Raw genomic sequence first — 12401 nt, 5'->3', positions numbered from 1 at the left:
GTATTTGGCAAAATTCCAAGCCTGCATTCTACTGAAACATTTCTTTAGATCAAACCAACAAAAGTGTGGCATCGCACAAAAAATCGTTATATGCTCATTTTTTTATTGGTTTGTCTGATAATAATAAGAGATGCGCTTTCTATGATTTCTTCTTTGCCTATCAAACATCGGTTATTAATCGGCGCTTTAAGCGGCATCGTTGCCGTTATGCTGTTGATCCCGTCAGAACAAGCTTCAGCCTCCAGAACTACAGAAACTTCAGAGCTGGAAGTTGGAAAAAGATACAGTATTGATATCCCTTTGGTGGAAGAGAAAATTGCAGCTGAACAGCTGGCCACTCTGCCACACGAAGATAACTCACTGGAGTGGGTGACTGTTGATGTGAAAAAAGGCGACATTCTGTCGGCAATTTTCCGCAAAGCCAAATTAGATCAAGCCGCGATGCTGGAAGTGTTGGAACTGGGCAAGCCAGTCAAAACCTTAACCCGCATTTTCCCTGGCGAACAAATTGAGTTCGGTTTAGATAATCAGGGCAAGCTGCAGGAAATTCGGTATCCAATCAACAACCTTAAAACCTTACGTGTCCAGCGCACTGCCAATGGTAAGTTTGCTGCTGAAGAATTGCTTAAAGAAGTGGAAACACGGACTGAAGTTGTCAGCGGCGTGGTCAATGGCTCCTTCTGGAACGCAGGTTTGGAAGCAGGTTTAACTGAAGCTCAGATGCTGACTCTTGCCAACAATATTTTCAGTTACGACATCGACTTTGGTTTAGACATTAAAGCCGGTGACAGTTTCAGCGTGATTTTTGAAACCCGTTATGCCGACGGTCAGTTTGTTGGTAACGGTAATATTCTCGCTGCACAGTTTAAAAACGAAGGTCAGACTTATCAGGCAGTTCGTCACAAAGACGGCGCCTTTTACAAGCCGGACGGTAAAGGCACTAAACAAGCCTTCTTACGAGCCCCGGTCAGCTTCCAGTATGTTAGCTCCAATTTTAACCCTCGCCGTTTACACCCAGTGTTAAAGAAAGTAAAACCTCATAATGGTGTCGACTATGTTGCTGCAGTAGGTACTCCTATTATGGCGGCTGGTGATGGTAAGGTTATTGCGTCTACACGTAACGGCGTAAACGGTAACTATGTGTTTATCAAGCATAAAAACAATATAGTCACCAAGTACCTGCACTTATCCAAACGTGATGTGAAGCAAGGTGAAAATGTGAAGCAAGGTCAGGTGATAGGTCGCTTAGGCGCAACTGGCCGCGTGACTGGCGCTCACTTGCACTATGAATTTGTGGTAGGCGGTGTGCACCGTAATCCACGTACAGTGAAGTTACCTCAGGCAGATGCTTTATCTACCAGTGAACGTATCGCTTTTGTCAATGAAGCCAAACAGCTGATAGCACAAATGCAGAGCCACGAGCGGATCACAGTAGCCGCTGCTGAGTAATGTCCAGCTTGTATATAGGCATAATGTCCGGCACCAGTCTCGATGGAATCGATCTGGTGCTGGTTCGTTTTGGCGACAGCCGTTTTCCTCAATTAGTCGACTCCCTGCTTTGCCCTTTCCCTGAACAATTACGCCAGCAGCTAAGCCAATTGGCTCAATCCGGCTCGGACGAACTTGAACTAATGGGTTTAGTGGAACAACAACTGGCTTTGGCTTATGCCGATGCAGTCAAACAGTTATTAGCTAAAGCCAAAGTTAGCCCTGAACAAATAAGCGCTATTGGTTGTCATGGTCAAACCATAAGGCATCGCCCTTACGCCAGCTTGCCTTTTACTTATCAGATTGGTGATATGTTCCGCCTGGCGGTAGAAACGCACATTCGGGTTATTGCCGATTTTCGTCGTAAAGATATGGCCTATGGTGGACAAGGTGCGCCGCTCGTTCCGGCTTTTCACCAAGCCATTTTTGCGGAGCCTAACAGCTATCGCGCTATTCTGAATATTGGCGGTATCGCCAATGTCACTTTGCTACACCCCGGGCAGCCAGTGCGTGGTTTTGATACTGGCCCAGGCAATGGTTTAATGGACAACTGGATCCAGCAACAAGGCTTAGGTTTGTATGACAAAGATGGCCTATATGCAGCCTCTGGCGTGATACAACAGAATTTATTAACAGCTCTTTTGGCAGATCCCTACTTTCAGTTACAAGGCCCCAAAAGCACAGGCAGAGAGTATTTCAACTCAGAGTGGCTGGCAGGCAAGCTACAAGGTAAAAACTACAATCCAGCCGATGTGCAGCGTACGCTGACCCGCTTTACCGCCCAAAGCATCAAAATTGCGCTGGTTAATGAAGCGATAACTGAGTTATTTGTTTGTGGTGGTGGTGCATATAACAAAGTACTAATAAGCGATTTGCAGCAGTTATTCCCTACTGTACAACTTCAGCAAACCGCCAGTTTAGGTGTGAAAGCAGACGATGTGGAAGCTATGGCTTTTGCCTGGCTGGCTTATGCTTACGACCAGAAAATTCCGGGCAATATTCCTGAAGTGACAGGCGCCCGAAAAGCCGTGGTATTAGGCGCGGAATTTAGCTGCTAACTAAATTCCACAGCCTTTTTTAACTCAGGCTTTATTGTAAAAGCGCCAGCAAAATACCAGCGGCTACAGCAGAACCTATCACACCAGCCACATTAGGGCCCATAGCATGCATCAGCAAGAAGTTATGAGGATCAGCCTCTAAGCCTACTTTATTGGCAACACGGGCTGACATCGGCACTGCGGATACACCAGCTGCACCTATCAATGGATTGACCGGATCTTTGGATAACTTATTCATCAGCTTCGCCATCAATACACCTGAAGCTGTGCCAATACCAAAAGCCACAGCGCCCAGCACCAGAATACCTAAGGTCTGAGTGGTCAAAAACTTGTCCGCGCTGAGCTTAGAACCTACAGCTAAGCCTAAAAAGATAGTTACTATATTAATCAGTTCGTTTTGAGCAGTTTTAGATAAGCGCTCCACCACACCGGCTTCGCGTATTAAATTACCCAAACAAAACATACCAATCAAAGGCGCTGCGGTAGGCAAAAACAGGAAGGTTAAAATTAGCACCAACAACGGAAACATAATTTTTTCTTTCTGACTGACTTGCCTCAGTTGCGCCATTTTAATTTTGCGCTCTTCCACACTGGTTAAAGCGCGCATAATTGGGGGCTGAATAATAGGCACCAATGCCATATAAGAATAAGCAGCAACCGCAATAGCTCCCAATAATTCGGGCGCCAGTTTTGAGGCTAAAAAAATCGCGGTAGGGCCATCTGCACCACCAATAATGGCAATGGCTGCAGCTTCTTTCATGGTAAAACTTAAACCCGGAACCAGATTGAGCGCTATAGCCCCCAGCAAGGTAGAAAAAATCCCAAACTGAGCAGCTGCGCCTAATAACAACATTTTAGGGTTGGCGATTAAAGCACTGAAGTCCGTTAAAGCTCCGACACCTAAAAAGATCAATAGCGGAAATACACCGGTTTCAATACCCACGTGATAAATGTAATAAAGTAAGCCGCCCGGCTCACTCATCCCAGCCAAGGGAATATTGCTCAGAATGGCGCCAAAACCAATAGGAATAAGCAGCAGCGGCTCAAAGCCTTTGGCAATTGCCAGATACAACAATAAAAAGCCTACGGCCATCATCACCAGTGCAGGCCAGGTCAGATGCACCAAACCAGTGGAATCAATCAGTGTTAATAAAGCGTCCATCAGGTTTCCTTAGCTAAAACTAACCAGCAGCTGTCCGGTGCTGACGGCAGAACCCACGCTGATATGAATTTGACTGACAGTACCGGCCTGACTGGCACGTATTTCAGTTTCCATTTTCATCGCTTCCATCAAAAGTACGACCTGACCAGCCTCAACCTGTTGGCCAACACTGACTTTAAGCGCCAGCACATTACCAGCCAATGGTGAATTTAGCGTGCTGACAGGCTGGATACTGGCCGACTGCGGAATGTTTTCATCCACAGCCGCTTTGATCTGTTGCACAGCGCCAGCTGGCCCTACTTCCACCTGATACAACCTGCCGTCCACTTTGACACTGTAATGGCCGACAGCTGAAGCTGTTGCCTTCAACTGCGTTGTGTTGTCTGGCGTTACTGCGGTTTGCTTTGTTGCTTTGCCAGGCGCTGGCTCAAACTTCGATGCATCGCCTCTGTATTGCAGAAATTTCAAACCAACTTGTGGAAACAAGGCATAAGTAAGTACGTCATCCACCTTCGCCTCTGCCAGCTGCAACTGAAGCTCTGTGGCTTTGCTGTCCAGTTCAGCCGTTAATGCCGCCAGCTCAGGCTGTAGTAAATCAGCAGGACGACAGAGGATAGCCTCAGCGCCAGCTAATACTCTTTGCTGTAAAGCAACATCGACCGCAGCCGGAGTTGTGCCATATTCGCCTTTGAGTACAGCGGCAGTTTCTTTAGTAATAGTTTTATAGCGCTCACCGGAAAGCACATTCAGCACCGCCTGAGTGCCAACAATTTGTGAAGTTGGAGTCACCAGAGGTATATAACCTAACTCTTTACGCACTTTAGGAATTTCTTGCAGCACTAAATCCATTTTGTCTAAAGCGCCCTGCTCTTTCAGCTGACTTTCCATATTGGTCAGCATGCCACCAGGCACCTGAGCCAATAAAATCCGGGCGTCGACGCCTTTGAGCGAACCTTCAAATTCAGCGTACTTAGTTCGCACATCGCGAAAATAAGCGGCAATCTCTGCCAGTAAAACTAAATTCAACCCGGTATCCCGCGCTGTGCCTTCGGTAATGGCCACCATAGTTTCAGTCGCACTGTGACCATAAGTCATACTCATGGACGAAATAGCGGTATCGAGCATATCTATGCCAGCGTCTATGGCTTTCTGGTAAGTGGCGGTACTTAAACCCGTAGTGGCATGACACTGCATCGCAATAGGCAATTTTACCCGCTCTTTTAAACGCGTGATTAGCTCTTCTGCAACATAAGGTTTCAGCAACCCTGCCATATCTTTAATACAAATCGAATGGCACCCCATATCTTCCAGCTGCATCGCCATATCCAGCCAGCCATCAATACTATGAACAGGACTGACGGTATAAGACAAAGTGCCCTGAGCATGAGCGCCAACCTTGACTGCAGCGGCCACAGCGGTGTGCAGGTTACGCACATCATTCATCGCATCAAAAATACGGAATACGTCTATACCATTGGCAAAACTACGTTCAACAAAAGCTTCGACCACATCATCGGCATAGTGCCGGTAGCCTAATAAATTCTGGCCACGCAGCAACATTTGTTGTTTGGTATTCGGCATGGCTTTTTTCAGCTCACGCAGTCGATGCCAGGGATCTTCACCTAAATAACGGATACAGGCATCAAAGGTGGCACCGCCCCAGGATTCCATCGACCAATAGCCCACCTGATCCAACTTGGCTGCTATAGGCAACATATCTTCCAGACGCAGGCGGGTGGCTAATAAGGATTGATGGGCGTCCCTGAGCACCAGCTCAGTCAGTAATAACGGTTGGCTCATTTGCTTTCCTTAGTTTGTTTGTGGTGATGCTCAATAGCAGCGCTGATAGCGGCAACGACAGAAGGAGAAATGGCAGCCTGCGGCGTCGGAACACTCTCTGCCGTTAAAGGCGGGCCCGAATGCCGGAGTAATCTGGACATGCCTTGTACGGCAAATACCAATACCATCAAAAAACCAAATACAACGCCCATACCCACAATCATTAACGCCGCTGCATCCAGCAATAAAACACTGACATCTTGCTCAGCATTCATCCCCCAATCCCCCTTTATTTATCTGTACTGATTAATAGCAGCTTTCACAGCGGAATATAAGCCATAACTTAATCACTTTGTCTGATGCCTGATATTTATACAAAAAATACATAAACTGGTTGACAAATGTCAGATGCAGACGTTTAGACAGCCAAACATCCGAACACATATAAAAAAACCGGCTTACGCCGGTTTGATCTTTGATAGCAAAATACGATGGATTCATGGCTCTTTGCCTGGGGTAACCAATGTGGCGATCTGAGATGCAACCTGACTCCAGCCCTGGCCCAGAGTTTTCACGACTTCGTCATAACCGTCATCTGCAATAGCCAATTGCAGTTCAAAAGGTAACTGTTTCACCACAGAACCGGTCAGCAAATGCGCCTGACCACTGATCAATACAACACCATCCGCTGTGGTATGAAACTGAGTGACCTGCACAGTCAACCTGCTGTCAGCTGGACTACTGACCTGTTGAGTCACACGCCAGTCGGTTAAAGCTGCGGATAAGTGGGCCTGTAAATTACGGGTCAGTTGCTGGTCCAAAGCTTCAGCCCATTGATGACTGCGGGTCAGCTGCAGATTGACTTCGTTATTCTGATACACCAGGGCGTTGCTATTTAAATAACTGGCGACCATCACAGGTTCTATCACCAGTACTTGAGCGCTCTCAACTACGGGCGCTTTGGCTGCCACAGCGGGCAGGCGGTAATATTGCATTTCAGACGGAGAACTGCCACAGCCAGCCAAGGCCAGACTTAAGAATACAAAAGCTAAATAACGCATTAGTTACCCTTCTCAGGTTCTGGATCTTTAGGCAGATCGGCATTAAAAATCAGTGAGTTACTTTGACTGTTCATAGTTTTAATCACAGGCTGCAAGTCACGTAACAATTGGTCCATCGACTGTAAATTACCATTTAAGCGCTCATAAGCTGGTGAACCAGGCGAAAATCCAGCCAGTGTTTTACGCAGTTCTGCCAGGCTCTGCTGAATATCCGCCGGCAATTGCTGTACTGAGTTATGTTTCACCAGTTGATCCAGTGATTGGATCAACTGTTCTGCGTTCTTCAGCATTTTTTCGCTTTGCGCCAAAGTAGCAGAACTTTGTGCCAGCACATCTTCCACCGGCAAACGATTAACCTTATCCAAAACCTGCAGCACTTTTTGTTCAATGTTGGCTAAACCGCTGGGGGCTGTTGGCATAATTTTCAGACCAGCATGATCCGCCAACGCAAAAGGCGCAGGCACAAAACCTTCGCTGGAAAATTCTGGCGGCTGAGCTGTTACCACTTGCACTTTTTCAGAGTCGTCTGCATCCGCAAGAGCTGGCACATCCACTTTTACTTTAGGCGTTTCTATCACAGCATCGGTTTGCACCAGTTCGATATATAAAGCACCGGTTAATAAGCTGCCGGTTTTTAATACAGCTCTTAAACCATGTTGCACTGCGGTTTCTAATTCCTGCGCCAGCTTTTTCAGGCTCATCTCACCTGCCAGACGGCCAGCTTCAACTCGTACCAACACCGGAATACCGCGTTTAAAGGCAACATCCAAAGGGTTATCCATATTAAAGAAGTACGGAGCCATAGCGACAGTACCAATGCGTATGCCTTTGTATTCCAAAGGCGCTCCCGCAGTTAAGCCCCGGATAGACTCGTCAAAGAACATCAGATATTCGTTGTATTCGGTGTACAAACCTTCTTTGATGGCTTTTTGGTTTTTAAACAGCTGAAACTCACGGTTACTGGCTACTTTATCACCCACAGGCCAGCCATCCAGCACATCAAAATGCACACCGCCGCTGAGCAAAGTCGCCACTGAAGCCAATTCAACCCGCACGCCTTGCGCTGATACATCCAACGCCATACCGCTGGCTTGCCAGAAACGCACATTTTCAGTCACTAGAGCATCATAAGGCGCACGTACAAACAACTGATAAGTCATATGGCCTTTTTCAGCGACAAAATTACTGGTCTCTACTGTGCCTACCGCGTAACCGTGATAAAGCACCGGATCGCCAACGGCCAAAGCTGTTGCATCATCACTTAACAAAGTGACTCGTACCCCCGGTGCATCGGCAGGCGCTATAGGCGGACTGTCGAGCAATTCATAATAATACTTTTGTACACTAGCTTTACCTGGCTGCAATTCAATATAGGCGCCGGATAAAAGCGTATTTAAACCACTGACACCACCACGGCCTACCGTTGGTTTTACCACCCATAACTGCGAGTCTTCGTTCAATAAAGCTTCAATACCGGGATCCATCCGGGCTTTGATCAGTACTTTGCTTAAATCTTCAGATAACTGTACAGACTCGACCCGGCCTATATCCACACTGCGGCTTTTGATCTGAGTTTTGCCCGCCACTATGCCTTCAGCATTCAGTGTGACTAATGTAATCACAGGTCCCTGATTTTTTTGAGTGTAGTACAGCATCCAGATGCCAATAGCCACAGCTATCACTGGCACTATCCAGATCGGAGATAATTGTCGGATCTTTTTCACCGCGGCCACCCGGCCCTGCGTCTTAGCCACGCTGCTGCTCCTCTTTTTTATTCCGTTGATCCCACAATAAACGTGGATCAAAACTCATAGCGGCGAGCATGGTGGTGATCACCACAGTCGCAAAAATTATCGCGCCCATACCAGGGTACACGCCCATCAATAAATCAAACCGAACCAGCGCAGCCAGAATAGCCACCACCAGCACATCTACCATAGACCAGCGGCCTATCCAGTCGACTAATAAATACACCCGTGTCGACAGTAACTGTCGTTTATGCCCACTATGACTGGCTAAATAACATAACCAGAACATCACCACTATTTTCACCACAGGTACCACCACGCTGGCTAATAAAATAACAATAGCCACAGGGTAAGCACCGTCTTGCCACATCAATATAATACCGCTGATGATTGTAGACTGAATGCTGCTGCCCAAAGACACCGTTTCCATAATAGGCAACAAGTTCGCCGGGATATACAGCAAGGTCGCAGTGATCAGCCAGGCCAAAGTTTTTTGCAAGCTGGCCGGAATACGGGCCGTCACTTTAGTGCCACAACGACCACAGTGTTTTTGTTCCAGCGGCACTATAGCAGTACAGCAGCTGCAACTGGCTAAATTCAGTGACACTCCTGTGCGTCCGGCAAACTCAGCAGACACAGGCTGAGGAGCCGGAGCTATCGATTCCCACAAGGCATGGCGGTCTATCACCTGAAAAGTGCGCAAATGCAACAGACAAAACAGGCAAAAGGCCCAGAAACTCATTCCTACCGAAATATCGGCATAGACCACCAATTTGACAAAGGCGACCAGAATACCAATCAGGAAAATATCCACCATGCTCCAGGGTTTGAGCATATAAAGCACACGGGCAGTCCAGACCAGACCACGAACACGGCGCACCATGCCTAGCTTGATGTAAATCACCGCCAGCATACAAAAAGCCGGTATCGCCTGAATAAATAACCAGACCAGCACAGCCAGCCATTGCTGATGTTCGTTAAATAATACAGAGGAGGTGTCAAAGAAACTCATGATATGGACGTTACCCGCCACATCCATGCCAATAAAAGGAAAGAGGTTTGCCAGGATCAACATAAACAGGGAACTGGCGGCATAAAGTACCGGACGTAATACAGGATCTTTCTGGCGCATATCAAGCAAGTAACCACAACGGCTACAGGCCGCTTCCTGACCAATAGCCAATAATGGCAATTGCTGCAATAAATCGCAGTGGCGACACAGCACCAGTTCAGCAACAGCTTGCGCCGGGGGCGCTTTACCAGACTCCAGATCAGACAAAAAGATTCCTTTGCAACTGCCTCTACTGTGAATAGCGCTATTGTAAGCAAAAAAAATGGGGTCAGCTCAGATTATTTCTAAGGAATAATCTGAGCTGACCCCACTTTAAATAAATTGCTGTTTATTCAACAGCTTTAGATACACCCACCATAGCAGGACGAACCAGACGGCCGTTCAGCTCGTAACCTTTTTGCATAACAAAAGTTACGGTGTTTGGCGCTACATCAGCGCTTGGCTGAATAGACATGGCCTGATGGAATTCAGGATTAAATGGCTGACCTTGTGGATCAATTTGCTGCACACCGTTTTTCGCCAGCGTATCCAGTAAACCTTTCAGGGTTAAATCCACACCTTCACCCAGAGCTTTCTGGCTGTCGTCTTCACGATTTAAGAAGGTTAAAGCACGCTCGAGGTTATCTACAACCGGCAATAAATCACCAGCGAAACGCTCCAGCGCAAATTTATGGGCTTTTTCAACGTCCATGGCTGAACGACGACGGCTGTTGTCTGCTTCAGCTTTAATTCTAAGCATTAAATCATGCTGCTCTGCCAACTGGGCTTTTGCCTGCTGTAATTCTGCATCCAGCTTTGCAATAAGTTCCTGCTCCGGCGTCAGTTCTACCACTTCTTGCTCTGCCGCTGCTTCCGCAGCCTGTTGTTGTTCAGTTTGCACTTTATCTTGCTCGCTCATTAGTTACTACTCCACCATAGGTTGGCTTATTATGGGGATTGATTAAGATGATTCAAGTTAAAAAACATTTGTTGTGCTACAGCTTCAACTAAAGGCACAAAACGACCATAGTTCATCCGGCGGGGTCCAAGCAAGGCAATAAAGCCATGTGGCTCCGACCGGTAGCGTGCACAAATCAAACTCACCTTGGCTAAAGGTTCAATACCAGACTCACGCCCCAGTATTAATTTTGGTTGTTCATCCTGAGTTACTGGCGTCAATAATTTCACCAGACAAGATGGATTGTCCAAAAGTTCGATGACTTGCTGCAACTCCGGGTCACGATGATAATCAGTGGCTTGCATCAGTTGATGCTGACCATAAATCAGCGGCTGATGTTGCTGCATTTCATCCAGACTCAGTTGCGTCATAGCAGTTTTCACCAAAGACTGCACTGTACCGCATTCCTGCTTTGCTATTAAAGCTAAACGCGAAATACCATCCAGCCAGTCCTGACCACATAAAGCTGCATTGAGTAAACACAAGACCCGGCTTAACGTTTGATTATCAATTAAATCGTCGTGAAACAGCACCCGATGTAAAATGTCACCGTCTTCGTCTATCACCACCAGCAACAATCGCTGTGTGGCTAAACGCACTAAATCCACCTGCCGAATCACCCTGCCCTGACTTTTAGGCGCACTGACAATACTGACCATACCTGTTAAGTTGGCCAAAAGCTGTCCGGCTTGCTGACATAATAAAGAGACGGGCAATTGTGGTGGTAAATTTACTTGTATAGCGTCCAGCCACCGGCCTGTTAAAGGCTCCAGCTGCAGCATTTTGTCAATAAATAAACGGATACCCGAAGTGGTAGGCACACGCCCTGCCGAGGTATGAGGAGAGCGGATAAACCCCTGCTGCTCCAATAACATCATGGTATTGCGCACTGTGGCTGAACTGACACCAAGCTCTGACTGCTCACACAACAGCTTAGACGACACCGGCATGCCGTCCGTCAGGTACTGCTCGACTATGAGTTTTAATATCAGTTCTGGTCTGCTTAACTGAACCACTACGGCTGTTACTCCGGTTAAAAAGACGGTGCAGAATACTGCTCATTTATACTGGTAGATATTGTGGGGTCATTATTTAAAAATTCAAGCCTGGCCTTCGTCACAGCTCCGTGCGCACAAAGCCTGTTCGCTATCCGAAACTATGGGTATACTCAAACGGCATTTTGAAAGGAATACTCATGAGTCAAAACCCTGACAGCGCATTTCAAACCATAGGCCTTATTGGCAAGCCTAATCATCCGGGCGCCAACACTACTCTTATTAGCCTGTATCAGTTTTTAACAGCACGAAAGTTAAAGGTGTATGTAGAAGAAAAGGTGGCCGAATCTTTAGCCTTGCCTGACGTGCAGGTGATGGATTTAGTCGCGCTGGGTAAAAACTGCGATCTGGCCATAGTAGTAGGTGGTGACGGTAATATGCTCGGTGCTGCACGCGTATTAGCGCGTTTTGGTGTCGCAGTCTTGGGGGTAAACCGTGGTAACTTAGGTTTTTTAACCGACTTATCACCGGAAGATTTTGAAACGCCATTAGCCGCTGTGTTAGCCGGGAACTTTGTCACTGAAAAACGCAATCTGCTGGAAGTGGAAGTCTATCGCAATGACTGCGTGAAAAGCAGTAACAGTGCAGTAAACGAAGCGGTATTACACGCCGACAAAGTGGCACATATGATTGAGTTTGAAGCTCATATCAATGGCGAATTTGTGTTTAGTCAGCGCTCTGATGGTTTAATTGTTAGTACACCTACAGGTTCTACCGCCTATTCATTATCAGGTGGCGGCCCTATTCTGACGCCTGAGCTGGATGCGATGAGTTTAGTACCTATGTTCCCCCACACCTTAAGCAGCCGCCCTTTGGTGGTGTCCGGCACCAGTGAAATAGTCTTAAAAGTATCACCAAGTAATGACGCGCATTTACAGGTCAGCTGCGACAGTCATGTGATATTGGCGGTCATGCCTGGCGATGAAATCCGGATTCGTAAACATCCTAAGCCGCTGAAACTGGTGCATCCACCTGGTTATAGCTACTTTAACGTGCTGCGCAACAAGCTTGGTTGGGGCAGCAAACTCTACTAAAAAATCT

General features: G+C 47.1%; 11 protein-coding genes. 3 read left to right on the top strand and 8 right to left on the bottom strand.

The genetic code is table 11. The features are described 5' to 3' along the window. Window positions 1-141: 141 nt before the first annotated feature. Together EK374_RS05095 and EK374_RS05090 are read left to right on the top strand one after the other, a co-directional pair. On the top strand, window positions 142-1449 hold the full coding sequence (locus EK374_RS05095; protein WP_127020745.1) for a peptidoglycan DD-metalloendopeptidase family protein: 1308 nt from the start codon (window positions 142-144) through the stop codon (window positions 1447-1449). Beyond that, the gene (locus tag EK374_RS05090; protein WP_127020743.1) at window positions 1449-2546 is read left to right on the top strand and encodes an anhydro-N-acetylmuramic acid kinase; all 1098 of its coding nucleotides are present in this window, start codon (window positions 1449-1451) and stop codon (window positions 2544-2546) included. The genes EK374_RS05095 and EK374_RS05090 overlap by 1 nt, the downstream gene beginning before the upstream one ends. Window positions 2547-2577: 31 nt before the next feature. Here EK374_RS05090 and EK374_RS05085 read toward each other — a convergent pair whose 3' ends face one another. From EK374_RS05085 to hrcA, 8 genes are all read right to left on the bottom strand, one after another. Then, on the bottom strand, window positions 2578-3708 hold the full coding sequence (locus tag EK374_RS05085) for a sodium ion-translocating decarboxylase subunit beta (protein ID WP_127020741.1): 1131 nt from the start codon (window positions 3706-3708) through the stop codon (window positions 2578-2580). A 9-nt stretch (window positions 3709-3717) separates the two neighbouring features. After that, window positions 3718-5508 (bottom strand): sodium-extruding oxaloacetate decarboxylase subunit alpha, encoded by a 1791-nt coding sequence (gene oadA / locus EK374_RS05080; protein ID WP_127020739.1) that lies wholly within the window; start codon window positions 5506-5508, stop codon window positions 3718-3720. After that, window positions 5505-5762 (bottom strand): OadG family protein, encoded by a 258-nt coding sequence (locus EK374_RS05075; protein WP_127020737.1) that lies wholly within the window; start codon window positions 5760-5762, stop codon window positions 5505-5507. Before EK374_RS05075 ends, oadA begins: the two co-directional genes overlap by 4 nt. Before the next feature lie 222 nt (window positions 5763-5984). Next, window positions 5985-6548, bottom strand: coding sequence for an ABC-type transport auxiliary lipoprotein family protein (locus EK374_RS05070; RefSeq protein WP_127020735.1), 564 nt, complete (start codon window positions 6546-6548; stop codon window positions 5985-5987). Continuing rightward, entirely contained in the window at window positions 6548-8302 is a 1755-nt protein-coding gene (gene pqiB / locus EK374_RS05065; RefSeq protein WP_127020733.1) for an intermembrane transport protein PqiB, read from the bottom strand. The genes EK374_RS05070 and pqiB overlap by 1 nt, the downstream gene beginning before the upstream one ends. Then, a complete protein-coding gene (locus EK374_RS05060; protein ID WP_127020731.1) occupies window positions 8295-9575 on the bottom strand; it encodes a PqiA/YebS family transporter subunit in 1281 nt (426 codons plus the stop codon). Before EK374_RS05060 ends, pqiB begins: the two co-directional genes overlap by 8 nt. Before the next feature lie 121 nt (window positions 9576-9696). Next, entirely contained in the window at window positions 9697-10266 is a 570-nt protein-coding gene (gene grpE / locus EK374_RS05055; RefSeq protein ID WP_127020729.1) for a nucleotide exchange factor GrpE, read from the bottom strand. Between the two features lie 29 nt (window positions 10267-10295). Then, the gene (gene hrcA / locus EK374_RS05050) at window positions 10296-11321 is read right to left on the bottom strand and encodes a heat-inducible transcriptional repressor HrcA (RefSeq protein WP_127020727.1); all 1026 of its coding nucleotides are present in this window, start codon (window positions 11319-11321) and stop codon (window positions 10296-10298) included. Window positions 11322-11500: 179 nt separating this feature from the next. Between hrcA and nadK the strand changes: the two genes are divergently transcribed. Next, window positions 11501-12394, top strand: a complete 894-nt coding sequence (nadK, locus tag EK374_RS05045) for an NAD(+) kinase (protein ID WP_127020725.1) — start codon at window positions 11501-11503, stop codon at window positions 12392-12394. Window positions 12395-12401: the final 7 nt, after the last annotated feature.

It is taken from the genome of Rheinheimera mangrovi (genome assembly GCF_003990335.1).
Taxonomy (GTDB): Bacteria; Pseudomonadota; Gammaproteobacteria; order Enterobacterales; family Alteromonadaceae; genus Pararheinheimera; species Pararheinheimera mangrovi.
This window is presented reverse-complemented; position numbering and strand designations above follow the sequence as displayed.